Raw genomic sequence first — 22,001 nt, forward strand, 5'->3', positions numbered from 1 at the left:
AAGCTAGTTAAATCAACGCTGTTTTACAAACTTTAACATTTGGTTACTTGCTGAATACGCTATTCTTCAATTCTCAATAATTGCTATTAATGAAAGGGATACAATATTATTTTACTTTAGATGTAAAAAATCCCGAAAGGTCACGGGATTCTTATCGCACTTATATTAGCGCCATGTATTTATGGCGTTTCTTAATATAGTTACCACTACAGGCAATTAATCTAAATGCTTATAGATCCAGATACGATTCTTATACATGTACGCCATTAACTTTGCGTATGTTTCTGGCATTAATCGCTTAATTCTCCAGCCCCATTTTGCGTCGTTTTGTGGCATTACATAGAGTTTATTAGTTTTTACGGCATTAAACGCTTTAGCAACAATATCGGCTGAGGTTATCTTAGATTCTGCTAGTTGCTGCTGTAGATTACGTTCAAACGCAGTTTTACCACTAACTGATTCACCTAAGTTAGTTTTAAATACAGTAGGGCACAATACGGTAACGCCAATATTATCCGGCGCAAGTTCAACTTTTAAGGTTTCAGATAAACTAACTACACCTGCTTTTGCTACATTATAGTTGGCCATTTCTGCTGCAGAAAGCGTACCTGCACTTGATGCGGTATTAACAATATGACCGCCACCTTGTTTTTTCATCATTGGAATAAATGCACGACAGCCATATATTACACTCCATAAATCTATGCTTACCACACGCTTCCATTCATCATCGCTAATTTCGGTAATTTTGCCCGCACCGGCAACACCGGCATTGTTAAATACCAAATCTACGCCACCCAACTCTTTTTCCACTCGCTCTGCGGCACTAAACATAGCTTCGGCGTCGGTTACGTTTAATACAATGGTGATCACTTTCGCACCTAATTTTTCCAACTCTACTTTGGCTGAATTTAAGCGTTCTTCATTGATATCGGCAATAGCTAAATTCCAATTGTTCGATGCTAATTGGCTTGCTATTTCTAAGCCAAGGCCGCTTGCGGCTCCGGTAATAAAGGCTCTTTTTAGTGGGAATTTCTGTGCAAACATGGCTTATCCTAAAAATTGATTAGATTTGGTGCTGCTTAACCCTTTGTTTTAAAGGCTAAAAAGACCATTTGTTAATGTTTTATTTGATTTTGAAATTGTCATTTTGTGGTTACATTATTACTGACAAAAAAAACATTAAAATCACCCTTAAGAGTGAAAGCTTAATTTTTTAAACTCAGTATGCTGTTTAACATTAAAAATTATGAGTAATAAAAAGCAGGCCAATTTTTATAAAAATTAAGGTTGAAAAGGCTTATTTGTTACCGCATCACAAAAAGAGGTTAATATGACAGAGTTCACAAATAAAGTAGTAATCGTTACAGGCGCATCAGGCGGAATTGGTCGTGCATCAGCGGTTTCATTTGCTAAACAAGGCGCCAAAGTAACACTAGCAGACGTTAATGCAGAAGGGTTAGAACAAACTGCTGCAATGATAAAAGCTGATGGTGGTGAATCTCTTACCGTAATTACTAACGTAGCTGATTACGCTGCCTGTGAAAACATGGTTGCCAAAACTGTTGCTGCATTTGGCAAAGTAGACGTTATTTTTAATAACGCAGGTATTTCTGGTGAAAGAGCACTTGTAATTGATACACCTATTGAAGAATGGCAACGTGTTATCGATATTAATTTATCAGGCGTATTCTACTGTACTAAAGCCGCTTTACCTGCAATGGTTGAGAACGGTAGTGGTGTAATTATCAATACTGCTTCTGTTGATGGCTTAGTTGGTATGGGAACTCTTTCTCCTTATACAGCAACTAAACATGGCGTTATTGGTTTAACTAAATCAACTGCACTAGAGTACAGCCGTAAAGGTATTCGTGCTGTTGCTATTTGTCCTGGCTATATTGTGACTGACATGACTGAAACAGGTTTTGCTCAGGAAGAAAAAGACGGCTTTAATGCAATGATCCCTATGGGGCGTGGTGCAAGCCCAGAAGAAGCTGCAAACTTTGTTACTTGGTTAGCGTCAGATAAAGCCAGTTACATGAATGGTTCGGCACATCAAATTGATGGTGGTTTGCTAGCAGGTATTGGCTTAGTTGACTAAATCTGCAATAAAAAATAAGTAGTCGACGATTACTTAAAGTTAAATTGAGCGGTTTATGAACTATTCATAAGCCGCTTTTTTATGTCTTTAATTTTATCAAAGTAAATTTTTAACTATTTTTTGTGCTGCAAAGTGAAAGCTTTTAATTGTTTTGTCAAAAAAACCTTCAAGAATTGTTTAAATGTGCAACAAAAATAAATAGAGATATAAAAAATACGTAAAGATATTTGACTTAACTTATTGTTTTTATTTGATAAAAAACCTTTGTTTGATAAGGGTGGTAATTTCACCCCTTAGGGTGATTTTGTAAAAAAACGTAACGTATTACTGTGGATGCATAGAAAAAACCATGACTGATGGAAGAAAATAAAATGTTTGAATTTGAACAAGTACCATTACCAAAACTTGGTATTACAGGCTTAGAAGGCGCAATGAGTGAAGAAGAGTTAGCTATTCAAGATGTTGCTCATCGCTTTGCTGAAGAAGTAATGCGTCCTATCGCTGAGAAGCTAGATAAAATGGACCATGAAGCTGCCGTTGCTGAAGATTCACCTATTTGGGAGTTTTTAGACAAATTAGAACAATCTGGTTTAGTTGATCTTGCAGCGATTGCAGGTATGACTAATGAAGAAAAATCTCGCATTATCCCAATTATTTTTGAAGAACTTGCTTGGGGTGACTCAGGTTTAGCTATGGGATATATCGTAAGTAAATTCCCTGCATTTGCTGCATACCATACAGGTGATCCTGAACTTATTGAACGTTTCGGCCATTTACGTGGCTGTTGGGCTGCAACTCAGCCTGATCGTGGTTCAGATCTTGTTGATATTGAAGCTACTGAATGTCATCCAGGTGAGCGTCAAGGTCGCGGTAACTTAGTGGCTCGTATAGAAGATGGTGAAGTTGTTATCAACGGCCAAACTTCTGCATGGGTTTCTGGTGCGCCAATTGCTGAATCAACACTTCTTTATTGTCAGTTTGATGACGGTAACGGTATTTACAACGACGATGGTACGCATAAATATATTGGTGTATTAGTGCCGTTTGATATTCCAGGTGTTTCGAAGGGTAAACCGCTAGATAAAATGGGCATGCGTGCTTTATGTCAAGGTGAAATTTACTTTGATAATGCTCGTGTACCGCTTAAATATATGATCGCTGATATGGATAAAGGTTACCCTTCATTCTTTGGCGCACTAACGTTTGGTAACATGGAAATGGGTATTTCATTTACCGGTGTTGCCCGCGCTGCATATGACCATGCATTAGCTTATGTTCATGAGCGTAAACAAGGTGGTACAGAATTAATTAATCATCAAGGCGTTCGTGCTCGTTTATTTAAAATGCATCAAAAAGTTGAAGCATGTCGAGCAATGGCTAAACGTGCATTTGAGTATAACTATGGTCCAAATGGCCCACATTTATTAGCGTCTGCTACCTCAAAAACTTTTGTTACTGATACTTGTGTTGAAGTGTGTAGTGAAGCACTGCAACTTTTCGGTGGTAACGGTTTAACTCGTGAATATCCATTAGAAAAATTATTCCGTGATGCTCGTGCAGCTCAAATTGCTGACGGCGAAAACAATGTATTGGGCATGAAGTCTGCTTCATGGTTAAGCAAAGTTTATAAAGATAAAAACGGCTTATAAAAAACACCTAGTGTTTTATTAAAACTCTAAGGAGCCGCTAAAAATAAGGCTCCAACAAACGAATAAATAGAAAACAAAGGAAACAACAATGAACAAGAAACCAGTTATCGTATATGGTGCAAGTGGTTATACTGGCCGATTAATCTGTGAATTTTTACGTGAATACAACGTTCCATTTATTGCAGCAGGTCGAAGTGTAGAAAAGCTTGAAGAAGCAATGGCTAAAGTACCTGGTATTGAAACTGCTGATTACGAAGTTGCTACTGTTGAGCATAACGTTGAAGCTTTAACTGAATTCTTTAAAGGCGCTAAAGTTGTTTGTAACACAGTAGGTCCTTTTGCTCGTTTAGGTACAGATGTTGTTGAAGCATGTTTAAATGCCGAGTGTCACTACATTGATACGACAGGTGAACAAGAGTGGATGATCGAGATGCGTGATACGTTCTCTGAAGCATACGCTGAAAAAGGTCTATTACTAGCTCCTTCAGTTGCTTACATGCATGCTGTTGGTAACATTGCTGCTGAGTTCTGTTTAGAAGATACAACAGTTGATTCAATTAATGCGGTTTGTATTCCTACAGGTGTTCCAACGGTTGCTTCAACGCAAACGGTTATGGATATGGCTCGTAACAAGCAATACTGGTTAGAAAACAATGAGCTTGTTGAAATTGTTGAGCCGATGGCACATGGCCATGAAATATCTGTTCCTGGTCACAATGCAACGGTTATGGCATTACCTTGGGGCGGTGGTAGCATCCCTCTATGGTACGCAAATGATACTCGTGTTAACCACGCACAATCATTAACAGGTTTTACTAACCGTCCATTAATGCGTGCTGTTATGGATATCGCTGCAAATTATAATGCAAACTTAAAAGACTTACCTGCAGAAGAGCAAGAAGCTCAACTTGACGCTATTGCTGCAAGTGTAACACCAGGTATGCCTCCTCGTGAAAATCGCACGATTCACCGTTTAGTTGACCGTGTTTACGGTGTTGGTCCTAAGTCACAAGTTTGTTGTACCATCATTGGTCACAGTGCTTACATTCAAACGGGTGTTGTACAAGCATTTATCGCTAAGCGATTAATTGACCAAGGTCCTGATAATGTTGGCTTCCAATCGCCTTGTAAAGCTGTAGGTCATCGTGAACTATACGGCGCGCTAGAAGGTTTTGGTTTCTGCGACATGAAAGTAGAAAAGTTTTAAGTTTTATCTAAAGCTGTTTAATCATTGATTAAACGGCTTTTTTATTGAGGAAAATTACATGCGTGTAATCGATTTTTTTGATCAAGGTGCAGCGTTATATCCAAATAATGTAGCATTCCATGATCTTGCTGACGGTAGTGAGTCAACTTACGGCGAAGCAAGTGCCGTTTCTCATAAAGTTGCCTCTGCTCTATATAAGCGTGGTTACTCAAAGGGTAGTAAAGTTGGTATTTTAGCGCCAAATTCAAACATCGCGTTTGAGGTATTATTAGGTGCATTTCGTGCTGAGTCTGTTTGGTTACCAATCAATCCAAGAAACCCTGTAGACATTAACATTGATCTTTTATCTCGTTTTGATGGTGACTTATTGCTTTACCATTCAAACTACGAAAAAGAAGCTCGTGCAATTGCTGCTGGCACACCAAATTTAAAAGAAATTGTTTGTATCAACAAAACTGATGTTGAAGGTGAAAACCTTGATGCATGGTTAGCTGATGCTGATGATTTTCATCAAGTAGGCGATGAGCAGAGCGACGACGTAGCTGCTATCTTCCCAACAGGTGGTACAACGGGTAAATCAAAGGGTGTGATCATGTCACACAAAGCGATTGAAACCATGTTTACCAACTTCTACAGCCACTTTAGTTACTACGATAACACTGCGCATTTAGTTGTAGCTCCTATGACTCACTCTGCGGGTCTTATTGGCGCACTACATTTTGCTCGTGGTGGTACAAACGTAATGATGGCTGCTGCTGATCCTGAAGGCATCATGCAGACTATTGAAAAACATAAAATTACTCACTTTTTCTTACCGCCAACGGTTATGTACATGATGTTAGCGCATGAAAACGTGAATAAATATGATTACTCATCATTACAACATTTCTTAGTTGGTGCAGCTCCTACATCGCTATCTAAATTAAAAGAAGCTATCACAGTATTTGGTCCGGTTATGACTGAAGCCTTTGGCCAATCGGAAGCTCCTGCTGCCATTTGTGCTAAAGCGCCTTGGGATTACATCGACAGTGAAGGCAACATTATTGACTCTCGTTTAGCATCTGTTGGTCGTCCTTGTGTGATGAACCAAGTTGCGATTATGGATGACGATGGTAATCAATTACCGAAAGGTGAAGCTGGTGAAATTTGCGTTAAAGGTAACTTAGTTAATCCAGGTTATTACAAAAACGAAGAAGCTACTCGCGAAGCACAAATCAACGGTTGGTTACACACAGGTGATGTTGGTGTGATGGACGATGATGGCTACATCACTATTGTTGATCGCAAAAAAGACATGATCATCACCGGTGGTTTCAACGTGTTCCCGAATGAAATTGAACAAGTTATTTCTGCGCAGCCTGCGGTACAAGATTGTGCTGTTATTGGTATCCCTGATGAAAAATGGGGCGAAGCGGTAAAAGCTGTTGTGCAATTAAAACCTGGTCAAGAATTATCGGATGTTGAATTAGCAAGCATTGTTAAGCAAGAGTTAGGTAGTGTTAAAACGCCTAAGTCGATTGACTTCGTCGCTGATTTACCACGAAGCCCGGTAGGCAAGGTTCTTAAAGCCGAGATCCGTAAACAATATTGGGGTGATAAAGCTAGAGCCGTTAACTAGGTTTTAGCTGAGGAATTTATTATGACTAGAAGAGTAGTGGTTTGTGGCGTTGGTATGGTGCCATTTAAAAAACCAGGTCAAAGCGATAGCTATGATGTGATGGGCGCAGGAGCAGCTATGGCTGCACTTGCTGATTCAACTCTTGAGTACAAAGACATTGATCAAGCATTTGCATCGTATGTTTATGGCGATAGCTGTGCAGGTCAAGCGGCCTTATATCGTGTAGGTATTACTGGGATTCCAATTACCAATGTAAATAATAACTGTGCTTCTGGTTCAACGGCGTTTGCACTAGCTGCACAGGCAGTTGAGTACGGTGTATCAGAGTGTGTTATGGCATTAGGCTTTGAGCAAATGCCAAAGGGTGCCATTGAAATGGCATTCCCTCACATGACTAGTCCACTGCAACGTCATACCGATGCTTTAGCTGACTTAGTCGGTGCATCAGAAGAAGAGCGCAAACTACCTCCAGCAGTAATGATGTTTGGTTGCCAAGCTGAAATCGTGATGGATGAATACAGTATAAGTGAACAAGCTATGGCACAAATTGCGGTTAAGTCTCGCAATCATGCCGAGCATAACCCATATGCAATTTATCGCGATCCATTAACTGTTGAGCAAATTCTTGAACAACCACCACTATATCGTGGTTTAAGAAAGTTATTCGCTTGTCCGCCAAGTTGTGGTGCAGCTTCAGTGATTGTATGTAGTGAAGAGTTTGCTAAAAAACATAACTTAGACATAAAAGTGGTTCTTAAAGGCAGCGGTTGGTGTAGTGATAAGGCTGAATATTTTGAGTCAAATCCATTAGATATTACCTTCCGCGCATTAAGTAAAGAAGCCGCTAACCAAGCTTACAACAAAGCTGGTGTTAGCCCTGATGATATCGATGTTATAGAGCTGCATGACTGCTTTACGAGTAACGAAATTATTACTTACTCAGCATTAGGTTTATGTAGCGACTCAGACATTGAAAAATTCATTATGGAAGGGGATAACACCTACGGTGGCAAGTTTGTTGTGTGTCCATCGGGTGGTTTATTAGCCAAAGGTCACCCTTTAGGAGCAACAGGCCTTTCGCAAATTACTGAATTAGTACAACAGCTACGTGGCCAATCTGGCGTACGTCAAGTTGATGGTGCTCGTTTAGCTTTACAACATAATGGCGGCTTAGGCAGCGCTGGTTTTGTAAATATTTTCGAGCGCGTTTAAAAATATAAGCGCATGAAATCATGCGCTTTTTTTCACCAAAATAAAAAGTGAAACAATCGGTAACAGAGGTTGTTTTGTGGTGAAAAATAAAGTAATCCTATAGATAACAAGTGGTTACACTTGTTTTTTAAAGGTAAATAATCGAAAAAGGACTGTTTCGACAAAAGGAAAATCCTCAGCGTATCTGGGGTAAATAACAAAAAAAATAATAATTATTATAACTAAAAGAAGTACTTTAGGAGAGAAAATGAAACATAACTCAAATGCTATGTCATTACGTAAAAGCAAGTTAGCTCTTGCTGTTGGTACAACATTACTTTTATCTGGTAATGCGATTGCCCAAGAAGAGCAAGCTGAAAATGCACAAGCTAAAGGTAAACTAGAAGTCATTCAAGTTACTGCAACTAAGCGTACAGAAAGCATCCAAGATGTACCTATGTCAATCACTGCTATTAACGGTGATAAAATTGAAAAGGCAGGCATTGAAGATTTATCAGAAATGTCTGGCTATATCCCAAATTTAACGATTTCAGAAGGTGCTATTAACACTAACATCTATATGCGTGGTGTTGGCTCTGGTATTAACCGTGCATTTGAGCAATCTGTTGGTATGTTCATTGACGGTGTTTACATGGGACGTGGTAAACAATTTCGCGCACCATTTATGGATCTAGAACGAGCTGAAGTACTTCGTGGTCCTCAAGGTGTTTTATTTGGTAAAAATACAATCGCGGGTACTATCAACCTTACAACAGCTAAAGCTGAAGCTGGTGGTGATTTTGAAGGTTCAGTAACGGTAGATATTGAACCAGAATACGCTTCAAATGGTATTACTGCCGTTTTAGCAAGTGGCTTAACTGATGAGTTAGGTGTACGTCTTGCTGTTAAAACATCTGAAACTGATGGTTACATGGAAAACACAGGTACTGGCCGTGATGAAGTTGGCAGTGAAGAAGATATCGTTCGTTTATCTGTTAACTGGCAACCAACGGCTGCGTTAGATGTTAATCTAAAAGTTGAACACGCTGAGTTTTCTGCAACAGGTACAACGGCACAAATTATTGGCTTAGAGCCGCTTGACGGTTTAGCTGGTTTTGTTGGCGGTATGCTTGCGCCTGCACTTGACCCTCAATTTAGTGCTGACAAAGAAGACTACAAAAACTCTACAGACCAAGTGTTAAGCCCTGAAAAACGTGAAACCGATGCAGACAACGTATCTATTAATATTGATTATGCACTTGGTGATGGCACATTAACACTTGTTACAGGTTACTCTGCATATGAGTCTGAGTTACTGCAAGATGTTGACTTTATGCCAGTAACATTTATTAATACCAATGATATTGAAGATTTCTCACAAATTTCTCAAGAAATTCGCTACGCTACTTCAGGTAACAATAAATTTGATTATATCACTGGTGTTTACTACCAAGAAAATGAGTTAGATTTTAACTTCTACTCAACGGTTGATATTACACAAATCAATCCAGCTCTTATGGGCGCTTTCATGGGGATTCCATTACAAGCTCTTAACCCGGCAGCGCCTGAAGGTCTGTCAGTTGTTGATGCTGGTATTGTGCCAAATGGTTTCACTCGTTCAACATTATTCCAACAAGATACTGATTCACTTTCAGCTTTCTTCCAAGGTACTTACAACTTCTCAGATGATTTTAGAATTATCGCTGGTGGTCGTTTTACCAAAGAAACTAAAGACGTTACTCGCGATAGTATGAACGCTACGCAAGCGTCAACTTTATATAGCTCAGCTACACCTGTAGGCCCGACAGATGCTCCTGCATCTCCAGGATTTAACAGCTGGTTTACTGCAAATGCATTAGGTGTTGCTGTAACAACCCCTATGGGCGGTGGTAGCCGTGACGAAGAGCAATTCATTCCATCGGTTAAATTCCAATATGACGTAAACAATGACTTCATGGTTTACGGTGGTGTTGAGCAAGGCTTTAAAGGCGGTGGTTTTAACGCTAATGCCGATTCAACTGATGAAAGTAATGAGTTTGAAGAAGAAAAAGCTCTTGGTTTAGAACTTGGTTTCAAAGCTGACTTACTTGATGGCCGTGCACGCTTAAATGCTGCTGTTTTCCATACTAGCTTTGACGACTTACAAGTAACGACTTGGAATGGTTTTGGTTTTGAAGTAGGTAATGCTGCTGAGTCTGTATCACAAGGTCTTGAGTTAGACGGTTCAATTTTATTAACTGATAACTTAACGTTTAGTGGTTCATTCTCTTACTTAGATTCTTACTACGAAGATTACTCAAATGGTCCTTGTACTGCTGTTGCTCAATCTCAAGGCGAAAGTATTTGTGATTTAACAGATGAATCTACGCCATTTGCTCCTGAGTATTCTGCGTCTTTATTCTTAGACTACGTAACAGAAATTGGTGAGTCTATGGAGTTATTTGCACAGCTTAATGCAAACTTCAAAGATGATTTCTTCTACGATACAGATTTAGATGAAAACTTAATGCAAGAAGCTCATACAAAAATCAATGCTCGTATTGCTTTAGCAAACGTTGATGGCATATGGGAAGTGGCGTTAATCGGTAAAAACTTAACTGATGAAACGACATTTGCTGCGGGTCTTGATGTGCCACTTGTTAAAGGTGGTTACATGGGTTACACAGATGCACCACGTACAGTTGCTGTACAAGGTACATTCCGCTTCTAAAACTTACTTTTAGAATAAACTTATTAAAGCTCGACAGATCCCTGTCGAGCTTTTTGCTTTCAGGGATGAAAGTATGCAAATCACCATGGAGGGTAATAGATTTGTAAAGAGCAGGGATGAAAGTATGCAAATCACTAGGGAAGGAATTAGATTTGTACAACGGCAATTCTAACTTTCCTCAACCTATTTACTTACACTATTGCATAAGATTTTTTTTTCTTTTATGTTATGCTCTTTCGCCATAATCATAAAAAGTTACTAGATTTACCATGCAAAAAAACTTGTTGCCTATAAAGCCTGCAAAAAATTTACATCGCCAAGACTTAATTACAGAAATTGAGCAAGCATTAGTAGATGAAAATAAATGTGTGCTTTTAAAGGCCCCAGCAGGATTTGGTAAAAGTTACTTATTAATTGATTACGCATATAAAATTCAACAAACAGAGCAAAAATTGCTTTGGACAACTTTAGATGCCGATGATAATAGCGCTGAGTATTTCTTTACTTATTTCTTACAGGCGTTAAAAGATCTTTCGTTGATCAGCGATAAGTTATATTTTGATGAGAACATCTCTGCACTGCGTTTTATTAATCAATTAACCGAAGAATTAGAAGCATCTCAAACTCCGGTATTTTTATTTTTTGATGATTTTCAATACATAACCGACCCTGTTATTTCTGATTTTTTTCAGCATCTTATGCTTAATACCTCAGACAAAATCAAAGTTGTGGTAGCAAGTCGAGTGGCACTTCCTTTTCCTACTTCGAAAGCGGTAATTGCAAATAAGATACATAAAATTATGGCAGATAAACTCGCTTTTAATTGTGTTGATATTGCAAAACTTGCCAATGAAACATTTCAAACGAAAATTGATGACAATGATTTGCACCGCTTTTTTGATAAAACCAATGGTTGGCCGGCGATCATCTCTTTAGAGCTTAACTCTGGCAATGCCAGCTTTGACCAAGAATTTACCGTAAGTAGCTTAAATGACTCAAATAAAAACTTAACTAAGTATTTTTATGAAGAAGTCATCTCTGCTCTTAATGAAGAGCAACTTGAAGATTTACTTAAACTATCTCTTAGTAACTTTTTATGCAGCGAACTTTCAATTGAGCTTACTGGCAACGATGACTTTTTTACAGGCAGCCTAACTAATGTTGTGCCTTGTATTAAATTAGATGATTCACATTTAACTCAAAACCTCAGATGGTTTTCTATTCACCCCTTATTACGAGGTTTTTTAAGACAAAAGTTTTATGCTGAACCCAAGTTTGACCACAAACAGTTAAATTTAATTGCAGCTAATTGGTTCTTAAAACAAAAAATTTATATTGAAGCTGTTGAACATTACATTTTAGCGGAAGCATTTGATGCTGCTGTTGATATATTGGATGACAAAGGTATAGATATTATTGCTAGTGGTAACTTCCCTAGGTTTACAAAACTAATCAGTCACTTACCTTATAAAACGTTAATCTCAAATGTAAATGTTGTGGCATTAAAAGGCTGGTTTTACGCGTTAAATTATCAACACAGTAGTGCCAACTCAGTGTTAACCACAATGGAGTCTATGTACGATCCTGCATTAGAAGATCATAAAGGTTATCACGAACAAACCGTGGCATTAAAATGTGCTAATGCAGCATTTTCTGATTCTTTGTATTTATTAGAAGATGAACTTAATGAGCTTTTTAAGCAAAGACCACTAATAAACAGTTACGCTGAAAACTCATTACGGGCGATAAAAAGCTTTATTTGTTTGCATAATGATGACTTTGATGGCTTAGATGAATTGATTAATGAAGGTGAGTTTTTTGCTCAAGGTGGAGACCTATTTTATAGCACGATAGTGCTTAAGATCTCTGCTGCAATGTTGGCATTTGTGCAAGGGCGATTTGATGTATCTTTATCTATATGCCAAGCAATTGAAAAGTTCATTAATAAACAAACCCACGAATCACAATTACACCATATTGTGCAAGTAATGCGCGGCATGATTTGCTATGTGCAAGGGGATTTAACGCAAGCTCTTGAGTATTTTGAGCAGTCAGGTAATAAGGTAAGGTATTTAAGTGAACCATCATTTTTGTCTTGGTATTACGCTTGCCATATTCAGTTATTAACCGAGTTGAACCAACAAGAGCAACGTGAGCTTTTAATTGAAGAAATTAGTGAGTTAAATAATAGCCGCAAAATAAGCATTTCTATGGCACCTGTTGTATATGAAGCCATAGATAATTATTTTTATTTAAATCATGATGATGACGCACTTGCTTGCTTTGATTCTTTTAAACTTAAATTAGCAAGTTATAAAGGCGCACAATCAAGGCATTGGATTTTAAATGAAGTAATGGTTGATTGCCTTATTCTTACTCGCCAAGGTAAGTATGATGAAGTTAAAAACTTGCTTATTGAGCAAGCAAATCAATATGAGGCATCAGGCCGAGTCTTACAGCAGGTTAAATGCTTACTTAACTTGGTTAATATCTATGAGCAAACAGAAGAATACTCGCAAGCTAAATTAATGTTAAAGAAAGCGATTTCAATTTCTTATAAACGCAATATTGTGCAGTATTTTTCGCGCTTAAGTAATAAGGCTATCCATTATATACAAGACTGGGCATTAACCGAGTTATCGCCTAAACGTAAAGCTTTTATGGTGGATATTTGTGAGCGTTTCGATGGTTTTGCTGCTAATTCACAAGCAATAGCTCCTAAAGTGGTTGCATTAACTGCCGGTGAGCAAAAAATAATGGAATTGCTTAATGAAGGCTTCTCTAATAAAGATATTGCCGATAAATTGTGTTTATCTATTAACACCATAAAAACCCATTTAAAGGCTATTTACGTGAAACTTGGAGCGAGTAACCGAATTCAGGCCACACGTATCTTTAACCAGAGCAACTTTCTCTAGTTTAGATTAGCTTAGTTTAATCAAACTTGATTATTTTTCTCGCGGTAAGCTAATGGGGTCAAACCTGTCCAGTTTTTAAAGGCTCTAACAAAACCACTCGGTTCACTAAATCCTGTTTTATTGGCTATTTCGGCTATCGAATAATTTTGTTTTGTTAGGTAATAAATCGCTTTATCTTTACGTAATACATCCTTTATCTGTTGATAACTTAACCCCTCATTTTTTAGCTTAAAGCGTAACGTTTTAGTTGTCATGTGCAGCTGTTTTGCTATGACTTCAAAGGTAGGGAATATGCTATTTTCACAGTCTTCAATAAGTAAGCGCACTTTGGTATTAAAGCTATCGTCATTAGCCGGTGTTAGTAATAGATTTTCAAAAGAATGTTTTAAAAATAACTCTAGCGAGTCGCTGTTTTGTACAATCGGCATGCCCAAATAATGGCTGCTAAACTCTAGGCTCAAACAGCTTTTATTAAATTTGCGGATACCGGGAAACATAAACTGATATTCTGTTTCATGGGCAGGAGCTGGGTAGTCAAACTGACTCTGTTTTAAGATAATATTTTTACCAATAAGCCAGCTGGCTAATCGGTGCCAACCAATCAAAATATATTCAGCCAATAAATGATCGGGATCCAGCTCTGGCTTCTTTAGCTTCGCTTGGATACAAGCTGTTTTGTCTTTAATGGTTAACTTAATCGAATAAGCATCAGAGAGTAATTGATAATAGCCCATGCCTAATTCTAACGAGCGCTTTAAACTTGGCGTACTTAGCATTAAGTGACTGCCATAATAAAAGCTACCAATGGGCAATGCCTTATCAACTAAACCAAAGTATTCATCGTTTAATTTAAACATCGTCCGCTGCATTAATTTAGCAAAACTATCTGCAGGAATACGTTGATTATTGTCAGCATAATTTAACCCAATATTACACCTTGCTAATAACGGGGTTGGATCTTCACCATTACGCTGTAATGAATTACAAAATGCGGTGATGTAGTGACTAATAATTGCGTTGTTTTTCATTGCCAAATTTACTCAAGAAACCTAGTTAAATAGTACTTTTTTGTTAACTGGGTGTCTATTAAATAGGGAACATTAAGGTAATTTAATTGTGCTTTTAGGACATTGTGAGTATAGCTCGTTTTTTTTAAATTAGTGCAATATTGATTTCTCTGACCGTTGGCATGGGATTTCTTATTTATATAATATTTAGGAAGAGTAATGACGAATGCACGTGTAGCCGGTGTTGGCATGGTAAAGTTTTCAAAGCCTGGGCAAAATGAGCCATATCGAGTAATGGCATCGAAAGCGATCAAACTAGCATTAGCAGATGCGGGTATAGAATATAAATATATTCAGCAGGCTTATGCTAGTTATATTTATGGTGATAGTACTTGTGGCCAACACGCACTGTATGATGTTGGTATGACAGGTATTCCTGTTGTTAATGTAAATAATAACTGTTCATCAGGTTCTACAGCGTTATTTCTAGCTCGCCAAGCGGTTGAATTTGGCGCGGTTGAATGTGCCTTAGCATTTGGCTTTGAAGAAATGCAAAAGGGCGCACTAGGTTCGCATTGGGATGATAGAGAATCACCTTTTGATCCCATGTTGAGCAAACTTAGCGAAATATCAAATGCGCCTGATGCCCCGTTAGCCTTGCGTATGTTTGGTCAAGCAGGTACTGCTTATATTGAAAAGTATGGCGCTAATCCTGATATTTTCGGCAAAGTTTCGGTTAAAACTCGCAGCCATGCGGTACTGAATCCTTACTCGTTATTTGAAAACGAGCTAACTTTAGATGAAGTGATGCAATCGCCAACAATCTTTCCTCCGTATTTAACTCGTTTTATGGCATGTCCACCAACATGTGGAGCTGCCGCGGTTGTTGTGTGTAGTGAAGCTTTTGCTAAAAAACATGGTTTAACCAACGCCAATGTAGAAATAGTTGCACAAGCAATTGCAACCGATATTGCTGATACTTGGACCGACCCAATGCAGCTGATAGGGTCAAAAATGACCGCTAAAGCAGCTAATGAAGTGTATGAAATTGCCGGTATTGGCCCGCAAGATATACAAGTGGTTGAATTGCACGATTGTTTTACCCCTAACGAAGTTATTACCTACGAAGGTTTAGGTTTATGTGAAGAGGGCGGCGCTGAGCAATTTATTAATGATGGTGAAAATACTTACGGCGGTAGTTTTGTGGTAAACCCATCGGGGGGATTAATGTCAAAGGGACACCCTATTGGTGCTACTGGCTTAGCGCAATGTACCGAGTTAGTATGGCATTTACGTGGCACTGCTGGTAAACGCCAAGTAGAAGGTGCTAATGTCGCTTTACAGCATAACCTTGGCTTAGGTGGCGCTGCTGTTGTGAGCATGTATCGTAAATTGTAAGTGCGGCTTAGCTTTAGGATTTTAATAAAATCGTCATCCTGAACTTGATTCAGGATCTTATTTTAAACTTGCATAGAGAAAATAATGTTAGACAAAACAAAAGTTGGTCATCAATTTAATCCATTTGTTATTGATATTGAAAAGGGGCGCTTAAAATTTTTCGCAAAAGCCATTGGTGAAACAAACCCTATTTACTTTGATGAACAAGCTGCGCTTGAGCAAGGCCATCGTTCTATCCTTGCTCCGCCCACTTTTCCATTTACGATAGAGCTTGATGGCCCGGAACTATTACCTGTTCTGACCTTACTTGATATGGATATTGGTCGAGTGTTACATGGCTCACAAGAGTTTGAATATTTCGACAATATTTATGCTGGCGACCAGATCACGGTAGCGGTAAGTATTAAAACGATTTTTGATAAAAAAGGCGGTGCATTAGAGTTTGTCGTACTTGAGTCAAGCTTTACCAATCAAGCTAAAACCCTTGTTGCTAAAGCCTGTAACACCTTAGTTTACCGTAATTAAATCAGTAGAGTTTAAACACATGTCAAATATTACTTTAGGTAGTCAATTACCGCCTTTAACCTTACCAGCTATTTCTAGAACCACATTGGCTTTATTTGCTGGTGCATCAGGGGATCATAACCCTATTCATATCGATACAGACTTTGCAAAAAAATGTGGCATGAGTGATGTCTTTGCCCATGGTATGCTGTCAATGGCTTACTTAGGTCGGTTATTAACTAATTGGTTGCCACAAGCACAACTTAAAAAATTCAGCGCTAAATTTGTTGCTATAACACAATTACAAGATGTTATTACCTGCTCAGGCGAAGTGGTTGAATTAATTGACAATAATGGCGAGAGTTTAGCTAAAGTAGCAATTAAAGCTGAAAACGCAGATGGTCAAAGTACATTAGTTGGTGAAGCATTAGTGAGCATTTCTATCACTTAAAATCTTTATATTATTTCTACTCGAATACACACCTTAATAAAAGATGATATGTACATAGTGCATATCATTTTTGATTGTAAATCATTTGTTAAGTTGGCCGCTCATCTTTATCATTCACACATGTTTTAAATTTAATTTTCTAAATCGATATATACGGTCTACGCTTAATTGGTTATTCATATATATCTAATGGAAGGATGTGTTTTTATGTTAAAAAGTTCATTGACTAAATCAGTGTTGTCGCTCACTATTTTATCTGCCGCTATGTTTGGTTTATTAGCCACACCAGCTGTTGCAGAGCAAGATAATTCAAAGCCTAAATTGGTATTGCAAATTACTGTAGATCAGTTACGTGGTGATTTACCATTTCGTTACCAAGACAGACTTGGGAAAAATGGTTTTAACTACCTATTAAATCAAGGCACAGTTTATCGTGATGCTCATCATGCCCATGCTAATACCGAAACTATTGTTGGTCATGTTACGCTTGCAACCGGTGCTCATCCAGCAAATCATGGCTTGATTGGTAATATGTGGTATGACCGTAAATCAGGTACAACTGTTTATAACGTTGAAGATGCTAACTATAGTTTATTGTCAAAAAATGCAGATATAGATAAAAGTACTGAAATTGACCCTACGCAAAAAGCGGCAACCGTAGATGGCCGTTCACCTATGAATATCCAAAGCTCGACCTTTAGTGATGAAATGATCATTAGCACCAATGGTAAAGCCAAAGTGTTTGGTGTTTCAGTAAAAGACCGCGGTGCAATCTCACTTGCTGGCCATGGCGGTAAAGCTTTTTGGTTTTCAAAAGCAAATAACGAATTTATTACCAGTAACTATTACTACGATCAATATCCACAATGGGTAACTGATTGGAATAAGAAGAAATTTCCTGAGCAGTTTTCGAATAAAAAATGGGAGTTGATGAATGATAAGTCAACTTACCTTTTTGGTGAAGATGATGATAGTCCTTGGGAATTTAAACTTGGTGAGTACGGTACTACGTTCCCACATGAATTTGGTGATAAAAGCTCTCCTTACTTCAGCACGTTATTAACGGTAAGCCCAATTGGCGATGAAATGACGGTTGATTTTGCTAAAGAGCTTATTGTGAACGAAGATTTGGGTAAAGATAATATTACTGATTTCTTAGCAATTAGCTTATCTTCAACCGATTATATTGGCCACTTCTTTGGCGCATCAAGCCTTGAAAGTGAAGATAACATGCTACGTTTAGACAAAACGCTTGCTGATTTATTTGCTTACGTTGATAAACATGTTGGTTTAGAAAATACCGTTATTGTTTTATCTGCCGATCACGGCGGCCCTGAAGCGCCTGGATATTTACATGAGCACAAAGTAAATGGCGATTATGTATCGGCTAAGCAATGGGATGAACTTGATGTAGTAGCTAAGGTTAAAGCTGAGTTAGGTATTAAAGAGCAACTTATCTCTAACTATTCACAGCCTTATGTGTACCTTGACCATGAGGTGATCAAAAAACATAAATTATCGATTGCTGTAGTACAAGATAAAATTGCTAGTGCTTTAATGTCAATGGATGACGTGTTTTTAACGGTAGCGAGTAATCGTTTAGCAACAGGTGACTTTCCGGATACTAAGTTACATCGTGCGATCTTAAAAAATTACAGCCCGAAACGCTCAGGTGATGTTTACATGGTATACAAGCCTCATGACTTTATTAACAATCTTGATGGCTTAAAGGTAGCGGTAGTTCATGGCTCACCTTGGACTTATGACACATTTGTGCCTGTAATTTTTGCTGGTAAAGGTATTCCTGCACAGCACATTTACCGCAAAGTAAATACGGTTGATGTAGCGCCAACGCTTTCAGCTATTTTGAATATAAAACAGCCATCAGCTAACGAAGGTTTAATCTTGAACGAAGTCTTTAAAAAGGAAGAAGAAAAAGGTTTCTTTGACTAATACTCAATAGCATTAAACAAAAAGGCCGAATAGATTAATAATCTTTCGGCCTTTTATATTTGAACCCGTTGAAATATCAAGGTGTCAGACACCTTGATAATATTTACAATGTCATGGTGGCCATTAAACGCTGTTTAAACCATTGATGAGCTGGACTTGCGGCAACCCGCTTATGCTCAATTAAGTACAGGTCTATTAAATTCTCTGGCGTATGATCAAATTCAAATACAGGCTCTAAAATACCTTTCAATTCATCCGATTTCATCAATGAGTTTGGCCCCATTAACAAGGCATTTGATGACTTTAAATACTCAATAAGCACAAATATTTGGCTGGTTCTTAATACGATATTTCGAGTGACACCTTCAGTAGATACAATATTATCTACTGGATTACGAAATTGAATGTTGTCATCATTTTCTAATATTAACGCAGCAAAATCATATTTTAAGCAATTGGCTAGCTCAACTTTTTTCTGCTCAAGTAAAGGGTGGCCTTTGCGTCCATATATAACCAATTTTAATTGCGCAAATGGCGTAGAGGTAAAGTGGGCGTCGTTAATACTGGTTAAATTAATGGCAAAATCTAAAGCGCCACTTTCCAATAAAGGAAAAGGATTCACTTTAGCTGCGTGATCATTTAATTTTACTTTGGGTGCTTTTACTCTTAAATCTTTTATTAAAGGTAAAATAACCGATTGTGTAAAAAGAGTGGGTAGAGACATGGTGAATGTTTGTTCACACTGCTCAGGAATAAAGTCTTTATTGGTAACTAACTCATTAAGTGAGTCGATAATTTCAGGTAATACTTTAGCTATTTCTAACGCTTTAACTGTTGGAGTGATACCTTTTGAGGCCCTAATAAATAACTGGTCATCGAATACTTCGCGAAGACGTTGTAAGGTTCGGCTCATTGCCGATTGCGATAAAAACAATAGCTCAGCTGCACGGCTTACGTTTTGCTCTTTAAGTAAAACACTTAACGCAATTAATAAATTAAGATCTATACGGGATAGTTTTTGCTCAACTAAACTCATGTTATGTATCAGCCGACTATTTAAATAGGTAATTATTGTATTTCAACACATATCACTAAAGATTTAAACTTTTTTAAATGTTATGGTGATATCACCCAAGTAAATGAATATCATGATTAATGTCAAAAATTAAATACCTTGTAGAACAAGCTGCGCCACTAAATCAATTACAAGAAATAGCTCCGCGAATATATTGGTTGCGTTTAGCTATGCCTTTTGCGCTTGACCATATCAACCTTTGGCTAATTGAAGATGAAAACTTTTGGACTGTGGTTGATACTGGACCAGATGTTGAGCAAGCACGAGAAAGCTGGTTGAACATTATTAATGAGCAACTTAAAGGTAAGCCGATTAAACTAGTGCTATGTACTCACTTTCATCCAGATCATTTAGGTTTAGCTGGGTGGTTATGTGAAGAATTTGATGCGCAATTACTTATATCTAAAGGTGAGTATGATATTTACCATCATTTGTTTAGTGAGCTAAGTCATACTGAACGAGGCGATATTGAAGCGTTTTACCAATCAATAGGTGCAAGTGATAAGCAAATGGCAAGTTATGAAAAGCACATAACTATGTTCGGTAAAATCATCCACCCTTTACCTAAACATTATCAACCACTTGCAGATAAACAAAAGCTAAATATTGGCGGTTATAATTGGCTGTTGGTGACAGGTAAGGGGCATTCGCCTGAACATATCTGTTTATATAATCAAGAGTTAGACTTATTTATCTCTGGCGATCAATTATTGCCAACAATTTCTTCTAATGTCAGTGTTTGGCCAACAGAGCCTTTAGCTAATCCTATGCAGGATATGCTAGATTCTTATCAATATTTATTAGCGACGATTAACGATAACACTAAAATATTGCCAGCCCATGGCTTGCCTTTTACTGGCGGTATAATACGTACTAATAAATTAATTAATGATACTGAGCAAGATATTAAAAATTTATTGGCACATTGCCAACAACCAAGCAAGCTAGCAGATACATTCCCTGTTTTATTTAAATCACAAATTACTAAACACAATTTGATGCTGGCGTACGGTGAAGCTTTAGCCTGTATTAATTATTTAATTGAGCAAGATAAGTTAGTTATTAATGTTGTCGATGGTGTTAATCACTATCAAGCGGTTTAAATTGCTGTAAAAAAAAGCACCTGTAAGCATAGGTGCTTTAATATAAATTAAATGCATGTAGCTAGTTTTAATAAGCTAGATTCATTAAATTAGATCTTAGGAATTGAAATTTTCTTTTCCGCAGATTGACGGTAAACAATTAATGTTTTACCAATAGTTTGTACTTTGATTGAGTTAGTTTCTCTTACAATAGCGTCAACGATAAGTTGTTTAACTTCTCTGTCATCTGTAGGAATTTTAACTTTAATCAACTCATGGTGGTTTAATGCGTAGTCAATCTCTGCAACTACAGCTTCTGTTAAACCATTATTACCTAATAACACTACTGGTTTTAGGGAATGAGCTAAGCCTTTAAGGTGTTGAATTTGTTTCTTAGATAGATTCATTTAAAAAATTTCGTTTAAGTTACTTGAATTCTTTACATTTTAACGCCATCTTGTGATTAATACTAATTTAAATCAAAAAATATTATGTCAAATCCAAAAAAAGGCAGATCAGCCAGCTCAAATCGATGGATGCAAGAGCATTTTGATGATGAATATGTAAAAAAAGCGCAAAAGCTTGGTTTACGTTCACGCGCTGTATTTAAAATTGAAGAAATTAATAACAAAGACAAACTTATTAAACCGGGAATGAATGTTGTCGATTTAGGTGCAGCTCCTGGCGGTTGGTCTGAATACGCGGTTAAAGTTCTTGGTGATAAAGGCATTGTTGTTGCCTGTGATATTTTACCTATGGAGCCATTACCAGGTGTTGCCTTTTTGCAAGGTGACTTTAGAGAAGATGATGTTCTTGACGCTCTATTGAATAAAATAGGCGGTCGTAACGTTGATGTGGTAATGTCAGATATGGCACAAAATTTCAGTGGTAATGAAGCAACTGATCAACCAAGAAACATGTATTTAGTGGAGTTAGCATTAGATATGTGTCATCAAGTTTTAAAGAAAAATGGCAGCTTTGTGGTGAAAGTTTTTCAAGGGGAAGGGTTTGAACAATACATGAAAGATGTAAAATCATGTTTCACAACGGTCAAAACCAGAAAACCAGAGTCTTCCAGAGCACGTTCAAGGGAAGTATATATAGTAGCTACTGGTTACAAACTGTAGTAAAGTTAGT

Annotated in this window: 17 protein-coding genes; 13 read left to right on the forward strand and 4 right to left on the reverse strand. The window is 37.6% G+C overall.

What is annotated here, in order from left to right; translation table 11 throughout:
• Nucleotides 1–216 precede the first annotated feature (216 nt).
• Entirely contained in the window at nt 217–1,047 is an 831-nt protein-coding gene (locus FNN08_RS02990) for an SDR family NAD(P)-dependent oxidoreductase (protein ID WP_143583272.1), read from the reverse strand.
• A 286-nt stretch (nt 1,048–1,333) separates the two neighbouring features.
• Here FNN08_RS02990 and FNN08_RS02995 point away from each other — a divergent pair, with 286 nt between their 5' ends.
• The 7 genes from FNN08_RS02995 (at nt 1,334) to FNN08_RS03025 (ending at nt 13,394) form a co-directional block, all read left to right on the forward strand.
• The gene (locus tag FNN08_RS02995) at nt 1,334–2,101 is read left to right on the forward strand and encodes an SDR family NAD(P)-dependent oxidoreductase (RefSeq protein WP_143583273.1); all 768 of its coding nucleotides are present in this window, start codon (nt 1,334–1,336) and stop codon (nt 2,099–2,101) included.
• Between the two features lie 371 nt (nt 2,102–2,472).
• On the forward strand, nt 2,473–3,750 hold the full coding sequence (locus FNN08_RS03000; RefSeq protein ID WP_185962552.1) for an acyl-CoA dehydrogenase family protein: 1,278 nt from the start codon (nt 2,473–2,475) through the stop codon (nt 3,748–3,750).
• Nucleotides 3,751–3,838: 88 nt separating this feature from the next.
• Nucleotides 3,839–4,957: a saccharopine dehydrogenase family protein gene (locus FNN08_RS03005; RefSeq protein WP_143583275.1), complete on the forward strand. Its 1,119-nt coding sequence runs from the start codon at nt 3,839–3,841 to the stop codon at nt 4,955–4,957.
• A 58-nt stretch (nt 4,958–5,015) separates the two neighbouring features.
• Complete coding sequence (locus FNN08_RS03010) at nt 5,016–6,575, forward strand: class I adenylate-forming enzyme family protein (RefSeq protein ID WP_143583276.1); 1,560 nt, start codon at nt 5,016–5,018, stop codon at nt 6,573–6,575.
• A 21-nt stretch (nt 6,576–6,596) separates the two neighbouring features.
• Nucleotides 6,597–7,787 carry a thiolase C-terminal domain-containing protein gene (locus FNN08_RS03015; RefSeq protein WP_143583277.1) on the forward strand — a complete coding sequence of 397 codons (1,191 nt, stop codon included), beginning with the start codon at nt 6,597–6,599 and terminating at the stop codon, nt 7,785–7,787.
• Nucleotides 7,788–8,034: 247 nt separating this feature from the next.
• Nucleotides 8,035–10,476, forward strand: a complete 2,442-nt coding sequence (locus FNN08_RS03020) for a TonB-dependent receptor (RefSeq protein WP_143583278.1) — start codon at nt 8,035–8,037, stop codon at nt 10,474–10,476.
• 269 nt (nt 10,477–10,745) lie between these two features.
• Complete coding sequence (locus tag FNN08_RS03025; protein WP_143583279.1) at nt 10,746–13,394, forward strand: LuxR C-terminal-related transcriptional regulator; 2,649 nt, start codon at nt 10,746–10,748, stop codon at nt 13,392–13,394.
• Nucleotides 13,395–13,414: 20 nt separating this feature from the next.
• Here the strand turns inward: FNN08_RS03025 and FNN08_RS03030 are convergent, their stop codons facing one another.
• Complete coding sequence (locus FNN08_RS03030) at nt 13,415–14,422, reverse strand: AraC family transcriptional regulator (RefSeq protein WP_143583280.1); 1,008 nt, start codon at nt 14,420–14,422, stop codon at nt 13,415–13,417.
• 198 nt (nt 14,423–14,620) lie between these two features.
• Between FNN08_RS03030 and FNN08_RS03035 the strand changes: the two genes are divergently transcribed.
• From FNN08_RS03035 to FNN08_RS03050, 4 genes are all read left to right on the forward strand, one after another.
• Complete coding sequence (locus tag FNN08_RS03035) at nt 14,621–15,799, forward strand: lipid-transfer protein (RefSeq protein WP_143583281.1); 1,179 nt, start codon at nt 14,621–14,623, stop codon at nt 15,797–15,799.
• 84 nt (nt 15,800–15,883) lie between these two features.
• Nucleotides 15,884–16,324, forward strand: coding sequence for a MaoC family dehydratase N-terminal domain-containing protein (locus tag FNN08_RS03040; RefSeq protein ID WP_143583282.1), 441 nt, complete (start codon nt 15,884–15,886; stop codon nt 16,322–16,324).
• 19 nt (nt 16,325–16,343) lie between these two features.
• The gene (locus FNN08_RS03045) at nt 16,344–16,754 is read left to right on the forward strand and encodes a MaoC family dehydratase (RefSeq protein WP_185962553.1); all 411 of its coding nucleotides are present in this window, start codon (nt 16,344–16,346) and stop codon (nt 16,752–16,754) included.
• A gap of 207 nt (nt 16,755–16,961) precedes the next feature.
• Nucleotides 16,962–18,707 carry an alkaline phosphatase family protein gene (locus FNN08_RS03050; protein WP_143583284.1) on the forward strand — a complete coding sequence of 582 codons (1,746 nt, stop codon included), beginning with the start codon at nt 16,962–16,964 and terminating at the stop codon, nt 18,705–18,707.
• A 103-nt stretch (nt 18,708–18,810) separates the two neighbouring features.
• Here FNN08_RS03050 and FNN08_RS03055 read toward each other — a convergent pair whose 3' ends face one another.
• Nucleotides 18,811–19,743 carry a LysR family transcriptional regulator gene (locus FNN08_RS03055; protein ID WP_143583285.1) on the reverse strand — a complete coding sequence of 311 codons (933 nt, stop codon included), beginning with the start codon at nt 19,741–19,743 and terminating at the stop codon, nt 18,811–18,813.
• A 119-nt stretch (nt 19,744–19,862) separates the two neighbouring features.
• On the opposite strand from FNN08_RS03055, the gene FNN08_RS03060 reads away from it, so the two are divergent.
• Nucleotides 19,863–20,885 carry an MBL fold metallo-hydrolase gene (locus FNN08_RS03060; protein WP_143583286.1) on the forward strand — a complete coding sequence of 341 codons (1,023 nt, stop codon included), beginning with the start codon at nt 19,863–19,865 and terminating at the stop codon, nt 20,883–20,885.
• 89 nt (nt 20,886–20,974) lie between these two features.
• On the opposite strand, the gene yhbY is transcribed toward FNN08_RS03060, so the two are convergent.
• A complete protein-coding gene (gene yhbY / locus FNN08_RS03065; RefSeq protein WP_143583287.1) occupies nt 20,975–21,271 on the reverse strand; it encodes a ribosome assembly RNA-binding protein YhbY in 297 nt (98 codons plus the stop codon).
• A gap of 84 nt (nt 21,272–21,355) precedes the next feature.
• Between yhbY and rlmE the strand changes: the two genes are divergently transcribed.
• Nucleotides 21,356–21,991, forward strand: coding sequence for a 23S rRNA (uridine(2552)-2'-O)-methyltransferase RlmE (gene rlmE, locus FNN08_RS03070; RefSeq protein WP_143583288.1), 636 nt, complete (start codon nt 21,356–21,358; stop codon nt 21,989–21,991).
• Nucleotides 21,992–22,001: the final 10 nt, after the last annotated feature.

The sequence above is a fragment of the Thalassomonas sp. M1454 genome, assembly GCF_007097525.1.
Taxonomy (GTDB): domain Bacteria; phylum Pseudomonadota; class Gammaproteobacteria; order Enterobacterales; family Alteromonadaceae; genus Thalassotalea_A.